Raw genomic sequence first — 18,690 nt, forward strand, 5'->3', positions numbered from 1 at the left:
GCGCAGAAGGTTTTCGCTGAAGTCGCAGAACGTTCTGCGTCCTCTGCGAATGCTTCTGCGCCCTCTGCGGGCTAAAATTTTAAATCAGCTTATCCAGGTTCTTGAGGTAAGTTTCCAGGTCCTTGTCGCCGCGGCCCGAGAGGTTCACCACCACCACGTCGTCGGGCCCGGTGCCCAGCTGGCCCAGGGCGGCCAGAGCGTGCGCCGTTTCCAGGGCCGGGATGATGCCTTCGAGCCGGCTCAGTTCCGAAACAGCGGCCAGGGCTTCGTCGTCGGTGATGCCGATGAATTCGGCCCGGCCCGAGGCCCCCAGGTGCGCGTGCAACGGCCCAATGCCCGGATAATCCAGCCCCGCGCTCAGCGAGTACGGCTCCGTAATCTGGCCGTGCTCGTCCTGCATCAGCAGCGTGCGGCTGCCGTGGATGATGCCCGGCGTGCCCAGCACCGACGTGGCCGCCGAATGCCCGGAGTGGATACCGTGGCCGGCCGCCTCCACGGCCACCAGCCGCACCGTGGGCTCATCCAAGAAATGATAAAAAGCCCCCGCCGCGTTGGAGCCGCCGCCCACGCAGGCCACCACGTAATTGGGCAGCTCCGAGCCGGTTTTTTCCAGCAATTGCGCCCGCATTTCTTCGCTGATGACGGCCTGCAGGCGCGCCACCAAATCCGGGTACGGGTGCGGGCCCACCACCGAGCCGATGATGTAGTGCGTATCTACGGGGTTGGCAATCCAGTCGCGGATGGCCTCGTTGGTGGCGTCTTTCAGGGTTTGGCTACCACTTTCGGCGCGGCGCACCTCGGCCCCGAGCAGGCGCATGCGGGCCACGTTGGGCGCCTGCCGCTCGATGTCGACGGCGCCCATGTACACCACGCAGGGCAGGCCCATGAGGGCGCACACGGTGGCCGTGGCCACGCCGTGCTGCCCGGCGCCGGTTTCGGCAATGATGCGCTTCTTGCCCAGCCGCTGGGCCAGCAGAATTTGCCCCACGGTGTTGTTGATTTTGTGGGCGCCGGTGTGGCACAGGTCCTCGCGCTTCAGGAACACGCGCGTGCCGTAGCGCGCCGACAGCCGCCGGGCCTCAAACAGCGGCGTGGGCCGGCCCACGTAGTCGCGCAGCAACAGCTGCAGCTCGGCCCGAAAGCCGGGGTCGGCCAGGATATCCAGGTAGCGGGTGCGCAGCTCTTCCACGTTGGGGTAAAGCATTTCGGGGACGAAGGCGCCGCCGAATTCGCCGTAGTAGCCGCGCGCGGTGGGGATTTGATAAGAAGTCATAAATCAGGAGATTATATAAAAAGGCTTACACGGCCTGCCGGCTGTTGCGCCCGCTACGGCCCTGCCGCAGCCGGGCCAGCGCCGTGCGGAGCCGCTGCGGGTCTTTGAGGCCGGGGGCGGTTTCGAAGCGGCTGTTCAGGTCCACGCCCACCAGGCCGGGCAGGTGCAGCTCAGTTAGTTCGACGGCGTGCTCGGGGCCCAGGCCGCCGGCCAGTAGGTAGGGCGTGGTTAGGGTGTAGTTGCGCAGCAGCTCCCAATCGAAGGTGAGCCCGTTGCCGCCCCGCGCGGGACCGTGCGTGTCGAAGAGAAAATAGTCGCAGGAACCCTCGTAGGGGCGCAGGCTTTCGAGCTCCAGCACCTTGCCCACCGAGAAGCTTTTGATGACCAGATAGCCGGCCGCGCGCAGCTGGGCGCACTGCGCGGGCGTTTCCTGCCCGTGGAGCTGGGCGCCGTCGAGCCCGAAGCTGGCCAGCGTGGCCAGCACGCGGCCTATGGGCTCATCCACGAACACGCCGATGGTGCGCACGCTGGCCGGCAGCGCCCGCAGCAGCTCGGGCCGCAGCGTGGCGCCGGCGTAGCGCGAGGAAGGCGGATAAAAAATGAACCCCAGGAAATCAGGCTCCAAATCGGCCACGGCGGCGATATTGGCGGATTCGCGCATGCCACACACTTTAATAAGCAACGATTTAGAAGAAACCTGAGAAGTCATGGGGCTGAACTGTTGAAATTTAGCTTCCAACGGCGACCTGCGTACGCGGGGTTTCGGCCAGCGCCTGCACCAGCGCCGCGCAAGCGCGCTCGGGCCGGGCGTGCCGCATGAAGGCTTCGCCCAGCAGGAAGCCGCGGTAGCCCGCTTCCCGCAGCTGCAGAATGGCGGCCGCGCCGGAAATACCGCTTTCCGAGACTTTAACGAAGTCATCCGGAATGGCGGCGGCCAGGCTCAGCGAGGTGTCGAGGCTAAGGCTGAAGTCGTGCAGGTTGCGGTTGTTGACGCCGATGAGGTCGACGGCGTCGGCAGTGGCGGCGCGGGCCAGCTCTTCGGCGTCGTGCACTTCGAGCAGCACTTCCAGGCCCAGGGAGCGGGCCAGCGTGCCCAGCGCCGTGATTTCGGCAGGCGTGAGCACAGCGGCAATCAGCAGCACGGCATCGGCGCCGATGCTTTTGGCTTCGATAATCTGGTACTCATCCACCACGAAATCTTTGCGCAGAATGGGGCAGAAGTTGAAGCGGCGGGCGGTGGTCAGGTCCTCGTTTTTGCCGCCGAAAAACTCGGCGTCGGTGAGCACCGACAGCGCCGCCGCCCCGGCCTGCATGTAGCCCAGCGTGGTGCGTTCCACGGGCGCGTACTGGTTTATCCAGCCCCGAGAGGGCGACTTGCGCTTGAACTCGGAAATGAGGCCACTGCCATTTTCGCGCAGCAGGTACTGGCGCAGCGACAGCGGCTTGGCCTGAAAATACAGGCTGTTTTCGAGCAGCTTCACAGGCACCAGCTCGCGGCGCGTGGCCACTTCTTTCCGCTTGTGCGCGACGATGGTTTGCAGGATGGTGGACATTTTTTGAAAGTGAGATGGGAAAGAAGTGCCGACGCCTTCTCCTTAATTGATTGAAAGCATGACCTCAAAGGCCCGGCGGGCGGCGCCCGAATCCAACGATTCGCGGCTGTGAGCCAGGGCGTCGTCCCAGCTCAGGCCGGGGCCGGCGCACTGCAAGGCCAGCGCGGCGTTGGCCGTCACCACGTTGCGGTGGGCGGGGCGGCCCGCGCCGTCCAGCACGTGTTTGAACAATTCGGCCGCCTCGGCCACGGTGCTGCCGCCGGCCAGGTCGTGGGCGGCGCAGGCGGCCAGGCCCAGGGCTTCGGCGGTCAGCAGGCGTTCGCCTTCGAAGGAGGAAACCACTTTGGCGGGCCCGGTGAGGGCCAGTTCGTCGTAGCCGTCCAGGGCGTGCACCACGGCGTAGCGCGTGCCGGTGGCCTGCATCAGGTAGTGGTACACGCGCTGCAATTCGAGGCTGAACACGCCCAGGAGCTGGGCCGCGGGCCGGGCGGGGTTCACCAGCGGGCCCAGGATGTTGAAAAACGTGCGCAAACCAAGCTCCCGCCGCACGGGCCCGGCGTGCCGCATGGCCGGATGAAAAGCCGGCGCGTGCAGAAAGCAGATGTTGGCCCGGTCCAGTTGCCGGCGCAACTGGTCAGAGGAAACCTCAAAATCGTAGCCAAAATGCGCCAGCACATTGGAGGCGCCCGACACCGACGACACGCCAAAGTTGCCGTGCTTGGCCACTTTCACGCCGGCGCCAGCCACCACAAAACACGCCAGCGTGGAGATGTTGAGCGTGTTTTTGCCGTCGCCGCCGGTGCCCACAATGTCCAGCACGTCGCGGGTGCCCAGTTCCGGGTCGCGGCTCAGGTCCAGCAGCGCCTGCCGGAAGCCGGCCAGCTCGGCTACGGTAATGGGCCGCATGCGGTACACGGCCAGGAAGGCCGCCGTTTCGGCCGGGTTGGCGCCGCCTTCGCCCAGCTGGCGCATGGCGGCGTGGGCCTCGGCGTGGGTCAGGGGCTGGTGGTCGAAAAGCTTGGTGAGAATCTGTTTCATGTTTACCTATTTCCAGACCGTCATGTCGAGCCTGTCGAGACATCTCGCGTGCAAAAACTAATTAGTTGCCCCGAGCGAGATGTCTCAGCTGCGCTCGACATGACCGCCTTTATTTTATTTCTATGCCCCGGCGCAACTAGCTCAACCAGTTTTCCAGCATGCGGGCGCCGTGCTCGGTCAGAATGCTTTCGGGGTGAAACTGCACGCCGCGCACGTCAAACTGCCGGTGGCGGAAGGCCAGCACTTCGCCGCGGGCGTCGCGGGCAGTGGTTTCCAGCGCGGCGGGCATGGTTTCGGGGCGCACGGCCCAGGAGTGGTAGCGCCCCACCTGAAAGCGCGGCGGCAAGCCGGCGAACAGCCGCTCGTCGGGCGCCGTCACCTCAGCTTCGTTGGCCACGCCGTGCAGCACGGCGGGCAGGTTGTAGAGCGTGGCCCCAAAGCTTTCGGCCAGGCCCTGGTGGCCCAGGCACACGCCCAGGATGCGCTTGGTGGGCGCGTAGGCATTGATGATTTGCGGCATCAGGCCCGCTTCGGCCGGCACGCCGGGGCCGGGCGAAAGTAGAATGGCATCGTATTCGGCCACGGCTTCGAGGGCCAGATGGTCGTTGCGCGTCACCGTCAGGTTGGGGCCGTGGCCCAGCTCGCGCAGCAGGTGCACGAGGTTGTAGGTGAAGGAATCGTAGTTGTCGAGAACGAGGATTTTCATGGGTAATTTATCTTGTAGACATTCGTCATCCTGAGCGCAGCGGAGGACCTTCTCATGGCTACAGTTGCAAGTAGTTACTGCCAGTCGTTCAGTGGTGAGAAGGTCCTTCGCTGCGCTCAGGATGACAGTTCCTTTCCCTCCGCCGCGCGCAAGGCCGCCCGCAGCGCGCCCAGCTTGTGGTGCACCTCTTCCAGCTCCGACTGCACGCTGGAGGCCGCCACCACCCCCGCACCGGCCTGGAAATAGAGCTGGTTGCCGGTGCTCAAAAACGAGCGAATCATGATGGCGTGGTTGAAATCACCATCAAAGCCCAAGTGGCCGATGCAGCCGCCGTAGTAGCCGCGGGCGGTGGGTTCGAGACCGTCGATGAGCTGCAGGGCACGGTGCTTGGGCGCGCCCGAGAGGGTGCCGGCCGGAAAGGTATCGGCCACTACTTGCAGGGTGTCGGTGCCGGCATCGAGTTGGGCCGTGACGTGGCTCACCAGGTGAATGACATGGGAATAAAACTGGATTTCGCGCAGCGTGCGCACCTGCACCTGGCTGCCGTGGCGGGCCAAGTCGTTGCGGGCCAAGTCCACCAGCATCACGTGCTCGGCGTTTTCCTTGGGGTCGGCGGCCAGGCGCTGGGCGGCGGCGGCATCGGCCGCGTCGTCGCCGGTGCGGCGGTAGGTGCCCGCTATGGGGTAGAGGCTGGCTTCGCGGCCCTGCACCCGCACCTGGGCCTCGGGCGAAGAGCCGAAGATTTTGTAGTCGCCGTAGTCGAAGTAAAACAGATAGGGCGAGGGGTTGATGGAGCGCAGGGCGCGGTACACGTTGAACTCGTCGCCCGAAAACCCCTGCTGGAAGCGCCGCGAGAGCACAATCTGAAACACGTCGCCGCGGCGGCAGTGGGCCTGCCCCTGCGCCAGCCGCGCCAGAAACTCGTCGTCGGTCTGATTGCTGGCCTCCTCGCCCACCGTGGCAAACCCAAAAACCGGCACGCTGGGGTGGCGCACCAGGTTTTCGAGGCGGTCAAGGCCGTCGGTTTCATTGGTTTCTTCGCCCGCCACGCCGTGCTCGAACAGGTGCAGCTCCTGGCGGAAATGGTTGAAAGCGATGACGTAGCGGTACACGCCGTAGCGAATGAGCGGTACATCGCCGGCCGGCACCTTGGCCGGGTCAAAACTCACGTCTTCAAAGATTTGTACCGCCTCGTAGCCCATGTAGCCAAACAGGCCCGTGCTGATAAACGGCATATGGGCCGCTGTAGGGTCGGGCACGAAGGCTGCGGCAAAATTGCGCAGCTCGGCCAGGGCCTGGCGCGGCTGGCTGAGCTGCAGCGTGGCGGGCGGCTGGCCTGGCAAGGCCTGCCGCAGCTCGCCGGCTCGGCGCAACTCGAAGGTGGCCAGCGGCTCGCAGGCCAGGTAGCTGAAGGCGTTTTGCTGGCCGTGGTAGTCGGCGCTTTCCAGCAGCAGGCAGTTGGGGTACTGGTCGCGCAGGCGCAGGTACAGGCCCACCGGCGTCACGGTGTCGGCCAGCAGGCGGCGGTGGCGGGTACGGAGTTGATGAGGCACGGAAACGAAGCGGAAACGAGGCCATTAGTGCCTCGGAGTAAATGAAAAAAGCCCGGCGGACGGCCGGGCTTTCGCGTTCAGAGGGGAAGTCCTGAGGACTTCACCAGGCACGCAGGCAGGCCGGACCGAGGTTTCGGAACTGCCACCACCAAGCCTGAGAAGTATGCTGAAAAGTCATGTGAACTATGCGCTTTGTGAAAGCACGCCGCAAAGATACGCGGCCATTATTGAAACAGCAGCAATTTACTGGCGCATTTTATACAATTGTCGTGGATAAAAAGTTTTAGCATCGACATTTCCGCAAATAGCCTAGCCTGATTTCTTCACTTACATTACCGCTGGTGGACACCTGGCGAATCCGGCAACGCTTTGAGGCCGAACAGGAAACGGTAAGCCGCCGGAAACTCGCGCCGCCAGAACCATTCGCGGTGCTCGCCGTTGGCCGGGGCCGAGAACGCCAGGTTGGCCGCGGGCACGCCTTCGGCCCGCAGCTCGTCGCGCCACTGCGTCATCAGCGGCAGCATGGTTTCCGACTCTTTGGGGCCGCACACGAAGTAGAAGCGCGCCGTGCGGGCCGCCGGGTGGGTTTTGGCGTAAGCCCGCAGCGAGTCATTGCACACCCAGAAAGCCGGCGAAAACGCGCCGACTCGCCCAAACACCCTCGGGTACTTCAGGGCTGCGTACACCGAAATCAGGCCGCCCAGGCTGGAGCCGGCGATGCCGGTGTGCGCCGCGTCGGGTCGGGTCCGGTAGTGAGCGTCGACGTAGGGCTTGAGGGTTTTGGCCAGGAAATCGACGTACTGGCCGCCCTGGCCCCCGCCTTTAACCTCGGCGTTGCGCCAGGGAATGTACTCGTCGGCGCGGTGCTGGCTGTCGTTATCGATGGCCACCACGATGCTGCCGCTGGCATCCTGGCCGGTTTGCCGCAGCCGGTCCAGGGTTTCGTCTACGCCCCACTCGCCGCTGAAGCTGGTGGCTTCGTCGAACACGTTCTGGCCGTCGTGCAGGTATAGCACGGGGTACCGGCGCTGCGGCTGCCGGGCATAGTCGGCGGGCAGATACACCAGCACCCGGCGCGTGCGCCCGAGCTCGGGCATGGCGAAGGCCTGGCTCAGCACCCGCACCTGGGCCGAGGCGGTGTGCTTGCGGGGGGCGGCCGGCGCGCTCCAGGCCGCCACCTGGTGCAGGACCAGGGGCGTTTGGGCCAGGTCGGCCCGGCGGTTGGCCAGGGGCTGCTGGTTGGCGCCCGCCTCGCCGGTGGCCCAGCTGCCGCGGGTAAACTTGTACTCAACAAGTCCCAGGGTGGCCGGCAGGCTGATTTGGTAGCTGCCGTCGGCGGCGCGGGTCAGGGCGTGCGCGGCGCTGTGGGGGTTCCAGCCATTGAAGCTGCCCGCCACGAAAAGGGTGTCGGCCGGCGGCGTGTCGGCGGGCACGCGCGTGATTTTCAGCACGCTCTGGGCCGCGGCCGGGCGGGCCAGCAGCGCCGCCGCGCAGGCCAGGCCGTAGAGGGATGCACGCACGCGAACTCAGCGAATGGTTTCGCCCGAGCCGGCGCCGCGCTCGGCCGCTTCCATTTTGCGCAACGTGTACACGGCCCGCACCGAGTCGACCCCGGGCAGGCCATTGGCCTGAAAGTCAAGAAACGAGCCTTTTTTCTGCGGCCCTTTGATGAAATGGCGGTATTCTTCGGCCGATTCGAGCACCACGTACAGAAAGCCCGACGAGGGCACCTTCAGCCGCGAGTAGAAGTTGCGGCCGTCGCCCACGGGGCGGCGCGTGTCCTCGGCCACGGCACTGGTGCCCAGCAGGCGGTACTTGTTCACGTCGCTGCCCGGCAGGGCCATGTTGCCCAGGCCGTCCACAAACACCTCGCGCCGCATCATGAGGTGCTCCAAATCCAGGGTTTTGAGCAGGCCCAGGTTTTCTTCGGACATGATGAGCTGCTGCACCGATTTGCCGGGCGCGGGCTCTTCGTAGTACACCAGCACCGGTTTTTTGAGTTTCACCTTGCTCACCACCGTGGGCAGGGCGGCGGGTTCGTCGTCGCCGCCGGCCCCGGTCTGGATGGGCGAATACACGGGCGGCGGCTTGGGCGCCCCCTTGGTGCCGGCCGGCTGCTTGCTTTTGCCTTTGGGCACGGGCTTGCGGGAGCCGGGGCGCGATTGCGCTGCGGCGTCGAGTCCGGAAGCCAGCAGTAGCAGGGCCACGAGCAGAAGGTGCTTTTTCATTTTCTAAGGAAAAGCCAAAAGTAACGAGGAGGGCGTGGTGTTGCAAGGCCGCTGGCGGCCCGGTACCGCCCCTGCGGCCCGCGCCAACCGCCGCCAGAATTCAATTTGACCGGCAGCCCGGCCCGGGAAGGCCAAGTTAGCAAACGGAACGCATTCCCCGGCCGCTCCTGAAAAAGGCCCCGGTCCCGAGGCGCGGATGTGGCCGGTGCTGCCTTTCAATTTTTCAGCTGAAATCTACGTGAATTTTCTGGCGCGGCTTTCACTTTTTTCAGCAAAAAAAATTACTTTTCCAGCCCTTGTGCAATCGTTTGCTATGAAGTAATTTCGGTCCACGAAATGAGGCTCGTGTCAAAATCATTCGCATTATCTATAAATTTTTCATAATCAGATTCTTGCCTACAATAAAGCCGGCTTCTATTCGCGCTTTTGCACATTTTTCCGAAACCGGCAGCTTCCCGCAATATTGGGCTCACAAAGCTGTCATACATAGGCGTTAATGCGATTTTTAGGATAAAATACACCCCCGTTTTCAGCCAAAACGATTTCACTTCCCAAAGCTTACTTTTTATACACTTACCAACCCGCTCACTTTTTCCCACCAAATCCCTGTTTCCATGAAACACCCCTATCTAGCGAAACTACTGTTTCTGCTACTGTTCGCGGCCTTCGGCTTGCCCACAATCGCCCAGGCCCAGACCGGCACCGTCAGCGGCCGGGTGACGGACGGCAAGAACGAAGCCATTCCCGGCGCCACGGTGCTGATTGAGGGCACTTCCGTCGGCAGCTCGTCGGGCGTCGACGGCAGCTACACCATTGCGAACGTGCCGGCGGGCAATCAAACCGTCGTGATTTCGTTTGTGGGCTACAACTCCGTGCGCCGCCCGGTGACGGTGGCGGCCGGCCAAACCGCCGAAGTAAGTGCCTCGCTGTCCGAAAACACCACCCAATTGTCCGAAGCGGTGGTGGTGGGCTACGGCACGCAGCGCCGGCAGGACGTGACGGGGTCGCTGACCACGGTGTCGTCCAAAGATTTCGTGCAAGGCCAAATAACCAACCCCGAGCAGCTGATTCAGGGCAAAGTGGCCGGCGTGCAGATTACGACCGGCGGCGGCGCTCCGGGCGCGGCCACCACCATTCGCATCCGCGGGGGCTCGTCGCTGAACGCAAGCAACGACCCGCTCATCGTGATTGACGGCGTGCCCGTGGACAACACGGGCATAACCGGGGCCTCCAACGCGCTGAGCCTCATCAACCCGAACGACATCGACACCTACACGGTGCTGAAAGACGCCTCGGCCACGGCCATCTACGGCTCGCGCGCTTCCAACGGCGTTATTCTCATCACCACCAAGAAAGGCCTGGCGGGCGAAAAGTTCACCGTCACGCTGAACTCCCAAACCTCGCTCTCGCGCCGCTATAACTCGGTGCCGGTGCTGTCGGCCGGCGAGTACCGCGCCACCGTGGCCCGGGTGGCCCCTTCCCAGGTGAAGCTGCTGGGCACGGCCAACACCAACTGGCAGGACGAGGTGTTTCAAAACGCGATGACGTACGACAACACCGTGAGCCTGAGCGGCGCGGTGGGCAAGCTGCCGTTCCGCGCCTCCTACGGCAACCTGTCGCAGGAAGGCATCCTCATCACCAACCGCCTCATCCGCAACACGGGCTCGCTGAGCCTGAACCCGGTGCTGTTCGACAACACGCTGCGCATCAACCTGAACCTGAAAGGCTCGTGGGTTGATAACAACTTCGCCGACAACGGCGCCATTGGCTCGGCGGCGGCCTTCGACCCGACGCAACCGGTAACAAGCAACGAATCGGCCTTCGCCGGCTACGGCGGCTACTTTGAGTACCTGCAAGGCAACGGCACGCCGCAAAAAAACGTGCCCGTCAACCCGGTGGCCCAGCTCCGGCTGACCCGCGACCGTAGCTCGGTGAAACGCAGCATCGGCAACATCCAGCTGGATTACGCGCTGCCGTTTCTCCGTGACCTGCACGCCAACGTGAACCTGGGCTACGACGTGACGCGCAGCAACGGCTACAAGCTGATTGACGCGCGCTCGGCGGGCTCGTACTTCAACAGCCCGCTCGACCCGACCAACACCACCTCGCGCGGCGGCTCGTTTGGGCCCTATTCGCAGAACCGCGACAACAAGCTGCTGGAAACTTACCTGAACTACACCAAACAGTTTGGGGGCAACAACCGCCTGGAGCTGCTGGGCGGCTACTCCTACCAGGACTTTACTGTGGACGCGCCGGCTTACAAGACCTTTCTGGCCGACGGCACCGTGTCGAAAGAGGCGGCCACGCCGTACTTCACCCAGTACACCATTCTGTCCTTCTACGGCCGGGCCAACCTGACCATTAAGGACCGATACGTGTTTACGGGCACGCTGCGCGACGACGCCTCGTCGCGTTTCCCCACCACCAACCGCCACGCGCTGTTCCCGGCCGCCTCGGTGGCCTGGCGCGTCAAGGAAGAGTCGTTTCTGAAGGACGTGGCGGCGGTTTCGGACCTGAAGCTGCGCGTGGGCTACGGCATCACGGGCCAGCAGGACGTGGCCGGCATCTCGGGCGACTACCCGTACCTGCAGCGCTTCGTCATCAACACGCCCACGGCGCTGTACCCCTTCGGCCCTAACTTTTTGGTGCCTTACTCGCCGCAGGGCTACAACCGCAACCTGAAGTGGGAGCAAACCACCACCTACAACGCGGGCTTGGACTTGGGCTTCCTGGGCGGGCGCCTGAACGGGTCGGTGGACGTGTACTACCGCAAGACCAAGGACTTGCTGGCGGTTATTCCTGTGCCGGGCCTCATCAACTTCACCAACCAGCTGGTGTCGAACGTGGGCTCGCTCGAAAACAAGGGCATCGAGTTTAACCTCAACGCCAACCCCGTGCAGGGCGAGCATTTCCAGTGGACCCTGAACGCCAACGCCACCTACAACGAAAACAAAATCCTCTCGCTCGGACCGCAGGCACCCGGCTTTGTGGGCATCGACGTAAACCCGAACGCCGGCACCATCAGCGGCGGCACCGGCACCACCATCGGCGTGTACACCGTGGGCGGGTCGTCCTCGGCCTTCTACGTGTATAAGCAGGCCTACGCCCCGGATGGCAAGCCGATTGACGGCGTGTACGCCGACCTCAACGGCGACAAGGTGGTGGACACCAACGACCGGTACCTCTACAAGCAGGCGGCCCCGAAAGTCATTCTCGGCTTCAGCTCCAACCTGAGCTACGACCGCCTGAGCCTGGCCTTCACGCTACGCAGCCAGCTGGGCAACTACGTGTACAACAACATCAACTCGAACAACGGCAACTACCAGGGCATCCTGGCCTCGAGCAACTTTGTGTCGAACGTGACCAAGGACGCCAACTACACCATGTTCACCGCCACGGCCCAGCAGCGCTTCTCCTCGGACTACTACATCCAGAACGCTTCCTTCCTGCGGATGGAGAACATCACGCTGGGGTATAACGTGGGCAAAGTCTTTAACAGCCAGGGGAATCTTCGCCTCACCGCCGCCGTTCAGAACGTGTTCCTGGTGACGAAATACACCGGCCTGGACCCCGAGGTTTTCACCGGCATCGACAACAACGTGTACCCGCGCCCGCGCACGTTCACCTTTGGCTTGAACCTGAGCCTTTAATTTTTGCTTCTCTGCTATATGAAAAAGAATATTCTTCGCCCCGTGGCGGTGCTGGCCGTGGCCGCTTCCGCCCTGGCCATTGCTCCTTCCTGCACCAAGGACCTCGACCGCCTCCCCAAATACGACCTGAACACCGAGTCGGTGTACAAGGACGTGGCCGGCTACCGGTCCGTGGCGGCCAAGGCTTACGCCGGCTTCGCCCTCACCGGCTCGCAAGGCCCGTCGGGCACCAACACCGGCGACATCAAAGGCATCGACGAAGGCACGTCGGACTACATTCGCCAGCTGTGGAGCGCCCAGGAGCTGACCACCGACGAAGCCGTGGTGCAGTGGGGCGACCCCGGCATTCAGGACTGGCACCTGATGAACTGGACCTCCAGCGGCATCCTCATCCGCGGGCTCTACAGCCGCATTCTGTACGAAGTGACCGTGTGCAACAGCTTCCTGGCCGAAGCCACCGACGACAAGCTCAGCGCCCGCGGCATCAGCGGGGCCGACGCGGCCACGGTGCGCGCGCTGCGGGCCGAGGTGCGCTTCCTGCGGGCACTGGCGTATTACCACGCCATGGACTTGTACGGCAACGTGCCCTTCGCCACGGAAAAAGACGAGATTGGCGGCACCACTCCGCCCCGGCAAATCAAGCGCGCCGAGCTGTTTTCGTACATCGAGGGAGAACTCAAAGTCATCGACGCCGACCTGGTGGCGCCCCGCCAGAACGAGTACGCCCGCGCCGACAAAGCCGCGGCCTGGGCCCTGCTGGCCAAGCTTTACCTCAACGCTGAGGTGTACACGGGCACGGCCCGCTACACCGACTGCGCCACGTACGCCAAAAAGGTCATCGACGCGGGCTACAGCCTCACCCCGCAGTACCGCAACCTGTTCCGGACGGACAATAACACCAACCCGGAAATCATTTTCCCGATAGCCTTCGACGGCAAGAAAACCCAGGGCTACGGCGGCACCACCTTCCTGGTGCACGCCTCGGTGGCGGGCACGGCCGATGCCAACTGGAACCCCGCCCGCTACGGCATCGACGGGGGCTGGGGCGGCATTCGCACCACGCCCAGCCTGTTCCAACTGTTTCCGGACACGGCGGCCGACAACCGCGGCAAATTCGTGACCGGCGGCCAAACCCGCGACGTGACCTCGCTCACGAACTTCAACAACGGCTACGTGCCCATCAAGTTCAAGAACGTGAGCTCGACGGGCGCCCCGGGGCAGGACCCCACGTTTGTCGACACCGACTTTCCCATGTTCCGCCTGGCCGACATGTACCTGACGTACGCCGAAGCCGCCCTGCGCGGCAATGGCGACAAAACCTTGGCGCTGACCTACGTGAACCTGGTGCGCACGCGGGCCTTCAAGAACACGGCGGCCGGCAACATCGGCGCCGCCGACCTCACGCTGGACTTCATCCTGAACGAGCGCGCCCGCGAGCTGTTCTGGGAAGGCACCCGCCGCACCGACCTCATCCGCTACAACCGCTTCACGACGGCCGACTACCTGTGGCAGTGGAAAGGCGGGTCCTTCAACGGCACGAGCGTGGCGGCCACCCGCAACCTGTTTCCGTTGCCCGTGGCCGACCTGAGCGTGAACCCCAACCTCGTGCAAAACCAAGGCTACTAAGCGGCCGCCGCTTCTCCGCGCCGGCGCTCGCCTGGCGCGGAGAAGCCCTGCCTTCTGATTCCCACCTCATCATCCCCATTCCCATGAAAAATTGGCTTACCCAAGCGGCAGCGGCCTTGTTCGCTGTGGCTGCTCTCGCGTCTTGCGAAAAAGACGAAGTAAAGGCCACCCTCACGCCGTCTAACGCGCCCATGCTCAGCGCCTCGACCTCGGCGGTGGTGCTGACCCAACCCAACAGCGGGCAACCGGCCGTCACCTTCACCTGGACGCCCGTTAAATCGCTGGCCTGGAGCAATACGAACTCCTCCTACGCCCCTTCGGTGACCTACCAGTTACAGGTTTCGACGCCGGAAGGGGGCTTCGCTGGCCCCGCCTCCATTCCGGCCGGTGCCGGCCCCACCACGGTCGTAACGGTGGAAGCCCTCAACGCCGCCCTGACCAGCCTGGCGCTGGCCCCCGGGGTGGCCACCAAGGTGCAAGTTCGGCTGGCGGCTGTTGTGGGCGCCGACAAGCAAGCCTTTCACTCCGCCCCCGTCGACCTGACCGTGACGCCGTATAAAGTGTGCATTGCGCCGAACTCGGACACGTGGTCCATCATCGGCCCGGCCGGCGTGGACTGGAACACCGACGTGCCGCTGACCTACGACTGCGACACGCGCACCTACAAAGTGACCCGCACCCTGAACGCCGGCGAATTCAAATTCCGCAAAAACAACGACTGGGGCGTTAATTACGGCTCGAACGTGCCGCGTTCGGGCAGCGGCTCGGCAGCGCTGGCCTCGGGGGGCAACAACATCGCCGTGCCCACGACGGGCACTTACACCATCTCGCTGGACTTGAACGCCCTGACCTACACGCTGACCCAATAGCACAACGGGTTACAACCTGGCAGCAGCCTAACGGCCCTGGCCCCTGTTGGAGCAATCTGGCAGGGGCCTTTTGGTTGAACGGCCGGCCAACTGCGCCGTGCCGCGGCGAGCATGGCCGGCTACGGTCAAGGCCGCTTCGCACGCTGCTTGCTACTTTCGCCCTTCCTCCTAACACCCCTTTGACTCTATGATTTTAATTGCCGATGGCGGCTCCACCAAATGCAGCTGGTGCCAGCTCGACGACGCGCGCAACCGCGTGTATTTCAACACCGAAGGCTACAACCCCGATTTTATCGACACGGCCGGCATCGTGGCCTCGCTGAACCAGCACCTGCCCGCCACGCTGCCGCGCGACCAGGTGCGCGACGTGTATTTCTACGGGGCCGGCGTTTCGTCGCCGGAAAAGGCGGAAGTCATTGCCAGCGCCCTGCGCCAGCTGTTTCCCAACACCACGGCCCACGTGACGGAAGACCTGCTGGCGGCCGCCCGCGCGGTGCTGGGGCGCAAGCCGGGCTTTGCGGCCATCCTGGGCACGGGCACCAACTCGTGCCTGTACGACGGTGAGAAAATCACCTACAACGTGGATTCGCTGGGTTATTTCCTGGGTGATGAGGGTTCGGGCTCGTTCTTCGGCAAGCGGCTGCTGCGCGACTACCTGCGCGGCCTGCTGCCCGACGGCCTGCAGGAAAAGCTGAAGGAAGAATACAAGCTGGGCACGCGCAACGAAATTCTCGACCGCCTCTACAACCAGCCGCTGCCCAACCGCTTCCTGGCCAGCTTCGCCAAATTTGCCTACGACCACAACAACGTGCCCTACTGCCGCGACATCGTGCACGAAGGCTTCGAAACCTTCTTCCAGAACCTGGTGCTGCACTACCCGCGCTACCAGGACTACAGCTTCAACTGCGTGGGTTCGGTGGGCTACAATTTCCGCGACGTGCTGACGCAGGTGGCCAAAAGCCACGGCATGGAAGTCGGCAAAATCATCCGCTCCCCCATCGACGACCTCGTGGCCTACCACGAAGAAGACTTGTAAACAGGTTGACTTCGACTCAAACAACAACAGAAAAAGTATGGTCATGCTGAGCTTGTCGAAGCATCTCGCGTGAATGGCAAATGAATTACTGCCCCAAGCAAGATGCTTCGACAAGCTCAGCAGGACGGGCTGCTAGTATTGCCCAACAAAAAGGCCGCTCCCTGATGGGAAGCGGCCTTTTTGTTGGGCGGAATTTCTGCCGCTAGTGTTGCACGACCAGCCGGATGGTCTGGCTGAGCTGCGGGGTGCTGAGGCGCACGAGGTACACCCCCGCCGCCAGCCCTTGCACGGGCAGGCTCAGGCTGTGCGAGCCGGCGGCTTGCGGCGCGGCGGCGCTCAGGGTGCGCACGGTGGCGCCCAGCAGGTTTTGCACGGTGAGGGTGACGGCAGCGGGCGCCGGCAGCTCGTATTGCAACTGGGCGGTGCTGCTGCTGGGGTTGGGCGCGGCCGTGAGGCGCAGCACGGCCGCGGCGGCCTGGGCGCGGGTGGGCAGCAGCGTGGCTTTCCGGATGCGGCGCGAGGTGTAGATGGCGTACTGGCCGGGCTGCAGGGTGAGCAGGGCGTTGGGGTTGGCGACGGTGATGCTATCGCCGCTGAGGTAGTTGTACCACTTGCCGGCGTTCTGGAAAGCCGGGTCGAGGGTGGTGGCCGTCACGCCGAAGTTGCCGACGATGGTGACGTTGGTGGTGGCGTCGCTCAGGTGAATGGTTTTGCCAGCGTCGGCCAGCGACTGCGTGTAGCTGGTGGGGTTTTCAAACACGGGCTCCTTCTTTTTGAGCGCGATGAGGGCCCGGTACACGTCGTAGAGCTGGCGGCGGTTGGCGTTCTGGTAGTAGGGCCACACGGCGGGCTTGGCGCTGAGCTTGCACTGGTCGTTGCCGTAGGGCAAGGGCAGCGTGCCGTTGGAGCAGATGAAGATGGACCGGTCGTAGCCCAGCTCGCCGAACTGCCACACCATTTTGGGGCCCGGCACGGTGAAGAAGAAGGCCGCGGCCAACTCCTGGCGGGCCAGGGCGGTGTTGAGGTTTTTGGTGTCGTAGCCGCCCGCGGCGTTGCCGAAGGCCAGGTTTTTGTACATCAGCCGCTCCTCGTCGTGGCTTTCCATGTAGGTAATCAGGTTGGGCTGGTTCCAGCCGCGGCCGCCCTGGGCGGTGCTGCCGTAGTAGCCGTAGCTGAAGTTGGAGCCCGGGATGTAGCCCATGGTGGCCTCGTTGTAGTTGTAGTTGGCATTGCCCCAGAGCATAAAGCCGTTGTTGGCCAGCACGGTGCCCTCGGAATTGTCGGGGAAGTGCTCCAGGATGGGGTACATGCCGGGGTCCACGCTCATCAGGTGCTGGTAGTAGTCCATCCAGATGTTGATGCGCGACTGGTCGTAGTTGGGGTAGGTGCTCTGGGTGGTGGGTTTCTGGCTGAAGCCGCCGGCCAGGTCAAACCGGTAGCCGTCCACCTTGTACTCCTGCACCCAGAACGACATCACCTGCTTCGAGAAGTACTTCGTGAAGACGCTTTCGTGGTTGAGGTCGTTGTAAACGCTGTAAGGGTGCGGGGCCGTTTGGTTGAACCAGGGGTTGTTGGCCGCGGGCGCGCCGTTGGCGTCGGCGTACAGCTGCACCATCGGGCTCTGGCCGGTGGAGTGGTTCAGCACCACGTCGAGAATGATGGCAATGCCGCGGCGGTGGGCCTCGTCGATGAACTGCTTCAAGGCCGTCTTGGTGCCGTAATACTTGTCGGGCGCGAAGTAGAAATCGGGGCTGTAGCCCCAGTTGTCGTTGCCGTCGAACTCGTTGATGGGCATCAACTCGATGGCGTTCACCCCGAGGCGAGAGAGGTAGTTGAGCGTGTCGCGCAGGGTCTGGTAGTCGTGGTAAGCCAGGAAATCGCGCAGGTGCAGCTCGTAAATCACCAAGTCGGCGCGGCTGGGGCGCTGGAAGTTGGGCGTCGTCCACACAAACGGCGCCTGGTTGGTTTGCAGCACCGACACGATGCCCGTGGTCAGGCCCGTGGGGTAGGCCTTCAGGTTCGGATACGTCGCGGCCGGGATGAATCGGTCATCGTTCGGGTCCAGTATTTTCTCGCAGTACGGGTCGGCCACGCGCAGGGCGCCGTCCACGAGGTACTGGTAGGCGTATTCCACGCCCGGCGTGAGGCCGTTGATTTGCACCCACCAGTTGTTGCCGTCGGGCGTGCGGTTCATGAACGCCGAGTTGAGCGTCTGCCAGTTGTTGAACTCGCCGATGGCGTACACGAACTGCTTATTTGGCGCCGTCAGGTTCAGAATCACCGACGTGCCCCCGTTCAAATACGTGATGCCGTCCTTGGCGCCGGCCGGCAGGGCCGCCGTCACCACCTGGGGCCGCACCACCAGCACCAACGAATCGATGGCCTGCGAAGCGCCGCTGGTGGCCGTGAAGCGCACCACGTTGCGGCCGGTTTGCGAGATGGTGATGTTGGAAGTGAGCGTGGTAGCACCGGCCTGCTGGGCCACTTGCGTGCCGTTGAGGCTAAACGCCAGGTTGGCCGCAGCCGAAGCCGTGCCGGTCACGCTCACCTGCGAGTTAAGGTTAACAAACAGCGGGTTGCCGTTGGCACCGGCCGTGGGACTGGTGATGCGGGCCGAAAGCGCCGCCTGCGCCGCGTCCACAAAAATGTCGCCGCCGCCCGCCGCGCGGCCTACCACGGAGCCGTCGGCATTCTTGAAAATCATGCCCAGGCGCAGCAGCGTTTCGCCAGCCGGAATCGGGTAGTACGTGCGCGGGGTGATGGTAATGTGGTAGAGGTTGGGGTTGCTGGCGTCGCGCGTCATCAGCGCCGTGGGGTCGGCGGCGTTGAAGCTGGGACTGTGCACGTTGCGCCAGTTGGTGTTGCTGGAACTCAGGTTGGTGACGGTGCCGGTCCAGATGTAGACGTTGCCCGGGAAGTTGTTCAGCGCGCCGTTGCCCTGGCTGGCGTCGAAGTTGATGGTGACGGGCGTGGTGTCGGTGAAAAACACCGGCGTGGTGGTAACGACCTGGGCCTGGGCCGTCCAGGCCAGCAGGCTGCAGAGCAGGATGGTAATGCGGGTAAGTGTTGGCATTGGGGGAATTTTTGGATGGTTGGAAGAAGGAACAACCAGGGCTGAGCGAGACCCTGCGCAATCGTTAGCGCAAGATACGTCTTAG

The 18,690-nt window shown here is 63.7% G+C and carries 13 protein-coding genes; 4 read left to right on the plus strand and 9 right to left on the minus strand.

Going from position 1 to position 18,690, the window contains the following annotated elements:
* Window positions 1-79: 79 nt before the first annotated feature.
* From trpB to I2H31_RS14670, 8 genes are all read right to left on the minus strand, one after another.
* Window positions 80-1,273 (minus strand): tryptophan synthase subunit beta, encoded by a 1,194-nt coding sequence (gene trpB, locus I2H31_RS14635; protein WP_196293783.1) that lies wholly within the window; start codon window positions 1,271-1,273, stop codon window positions 80-82.
* Window positions 1,274-1,298: 25 nt separating this feature from the next.
* Window positions 1,299-1,934: a phosphoribosylanthranilate isomerase gene (locus I2H31_RS14640; RefSeq protein ID WP_196293784.1), complete on the minus strand. Its 636-nt coding sequence runs from the start codon at window positions 1,932-1,934 to the stop codon at window positions 1,299-1,301.
* 67 nt (window positions 1,935-2,001) lie between these two features.
* Window positions 2,002-2,826 carry an indole-3-glycerol phosphate synthase TrpC gene (gene trpC / locus I2H31_RS14645; RefSeq protein ID WP_196293785.1) on the minus strand — a complete coding sequence of 275 codons (825 nt, stop codon included), beginning with the start codon at window positions 2,824-2,826 and terminating at the stop codon, window positions 2,002-2,004.
* Between the two features lie 42 nt (window positions 2,827-2,868).
* Window positions 2,869-3,864 (minus strand): anthranilate phosphoribosyltransferase, encoded by a 996-nt coding sequence (gene trpD, locus I2H31_RS14650; protein ID WP_196293786.1) that lies wholly within the window; start codon window positions 3,862-3,864, stop codon window positions 2,869-2,871.
* A gap of 136 nt (window positions 3,865-4,000) precedes the next feature.
* A complete protein-coding gene (locus I2H31_RS14655) occupies window positions 4,001-4,570 on the minus strand; it encodes an anthranilate synthase component II (protein WP_196293787.1) in 570 nt (189 codons plus the stop codon).
* A gap of 116 nt (window positions 4,571-4,686) precedes the next feature.
* The gene (locus I2H31_RS14660) at window positions 4,687-6,123 is read right to left on the minus strand and encodes an anthranilate synthase component I family protein (protein ID WP_196293788.1); all 1,437 of its coding nucleotides are present in this window, start codon (window positions 6,121-6,123) and stop codon (window positions 4,687-4,689) included.
* 332 nt (window positions 6,124-6,455) lie between these two features.
* Window positions 6,456-7,643 carry an alpha/beta hydrolase gene (locus tag I2H31_RS25665; protein WP_196293789.1) on the minus strand — a complete coding sequence of 396 codons (1,188 nt, stop codon included), beginning with the start codon at window positions 7,641-7,643 and terminating at the stop codon, window positions 6,456-6,458.
* Between the two features lie 6 nt (window positions 7,644-7,649).
* Window positions 7,650-8,351 (minus strand): hypothetical protein, encoded by a 702-nt coding sequence (locus I2H31_RS14670; RefSeq protein WP_196293790.1) that lies wholly within the window; start codon window positions 8,349-8,351, stop codon window positions 7,650-7,652.
* A gap of 614 nt (window positions 8,352-8,965) precedes the next feature.
* On the opposite strand from I2H31_RS14670, the gene I2H31_RS14675 reads away from it, so the two are divergent.
* The 4 genes from I2H31_RS14675 (at window position 8,966) to I2H31_RS14690 (ending at window position 15,532) form a co-directional block, all read left to right on the plus strand.
* Window positions 8,966-12,001, plus strand: a complete 3,036-nt coding sequence (locus I2H31_RS14675; protein ID WP_196293791.1) for a SusC/RagA family TonB-linked outer membrane protein — start codon at window positions 8,966-8,968, stop codon at window positions 11,999-12,001.
* A gap of 18 nt (window positions 12,002-12,019) precedes the next feature.
* Window positions 12,020-13,627, plus strand: coding sequence for a RagB/SusD family nutrient uptake outer membrane protein (locus I2H31_RS14680; protein ID WP_196293792.1), 1,608 nt, complete (start codon window positions 12,020-12,022; stop codon window positions 13,625-13,627).
* Window positions 13,628-13,710: 83 nt separating this feature from the next.
* Window positions 13,711-14,496 (plus strand): SusE domain-containing protein, encoded by a 786-nt coding sequence (locus I2H31_RS14685; RefSeq protein ID WP_196293793.1) that lies wholly within the window; start codon window positions 13,711-13,713, stop codon window positions 14,494-14,496.
* 187 nt (window positions 14,497-14,683) lie between these two features.
* Complete coding sequence (locus I2H31_RS14690) at window positions 14,684-15,532, plus strand: N-acetylglucosamine kinase (protein WP_196293794.1); 849 nt, start codon at window positions 14,684-14,686, stop codon at window positions 15,530-15,532.
* 202 nt (window positions 15,533-15,734) lie between these two features.
* Here I2H31_RS14690 and I2H31_RS14695 read toward each other — a convergent pair whose 3' ends face one another.
* Complete coding sequence (locus I2H31_RS14695) at window positions 15,735-18,605, minus strand: DUF4961 domain-containing protein (protein ID WP_196293795.1); 2,871 nt, start codon at window positions 18,603-18,605, stop codon at window positions 15,735-15,737.
* Between the last annotated feature and the right edge of the window lie 85 nt (window positions 18,606-18,690).

It is taken from the genome of Hymenobacter ruricola (assembly GCF_015694525.1).
Classification (GTDB): Bacteria; Bacteroidota; Bacteroidia; order Cytophagales; family Hymenobacteraceae; genus Hymenobacter; species Hymenobacter ruricola.

Coding starts and splice junctions, on each gene's coding strand:
- trpB (WP_196293783.1), bottom strand. CDS start 1,273: ATGACTTCTTATCAAATCCCCACCGCGCGCGGCTACTACGGCGAATTC.
- I2H31_RS14640 (WP_196293784.1), bottom strand. CDS start 1,934: ATGCGCGAATCCGCCAATATCGCCGCCGTGGCCGATTTGGAGCCTGAT.
- trpC (WP_196293785.1), bottom strand. CDS start 2,826: ATGTCCACCATCCTGCAAACCATCGTCGCGCACAAGCGGAAAGAAGTG.
- trpD (WP_196293786.1), bottom strand. CDS start 3,864: ATGAAACAGATTCTCACCAAGCTTTTCGACCACCAGCCCCTGACCCAC.
- I2H31_RS14655 (WP_196293787.1), bottom strand. CDS start 4,570: ATGAAAATCCTCGTTCTCGACAACTACGATTCCTTCACCTACAACCTC.
- I2H31_RS14670 (WP_196293790.1), bottom strand. CDS start 8,351: ATGAAAAAGCACCTTCTGCTCGTGGCCCTGCTACTGCTGGCTTCCGGA.
- I2H31_RS14675 (WP_196293791.1), top strand. CDS start 8,966: ATGAAACACCCCTATCTAGCGAAACTACTGTTTCTGCTACTGTTCGCG.
- I2H31_RS14680 (WP_196293792.1), top strand. CDS start 12,020: ATGAAAAAGAATATTCTTCGCCCCGTGGCGGTGCTGGCCGTGGCCGCT.
- I2H31_RS14685 (WP_196293793.1), top strand. CDS start 13,711: ATGAAAAATTGGCTTACCCAAGCGGCAGCGGCCTTGTTCGCTGTGGCT.
- I2H31_RS14690 (WP_196293794.1), top strand. CDS start 14,684: ATGATTTTAATTGCCGATGGCGGCTCCACCAAATGCAGCTGGTGCCAG.
- I2H31_RS14695 (WP_196293795.1), bottom strand. CDS start 18,605: ATGCCAACACTTACCCGCATTACCATCCTGCTCTGCAGCCTGCTGGCC.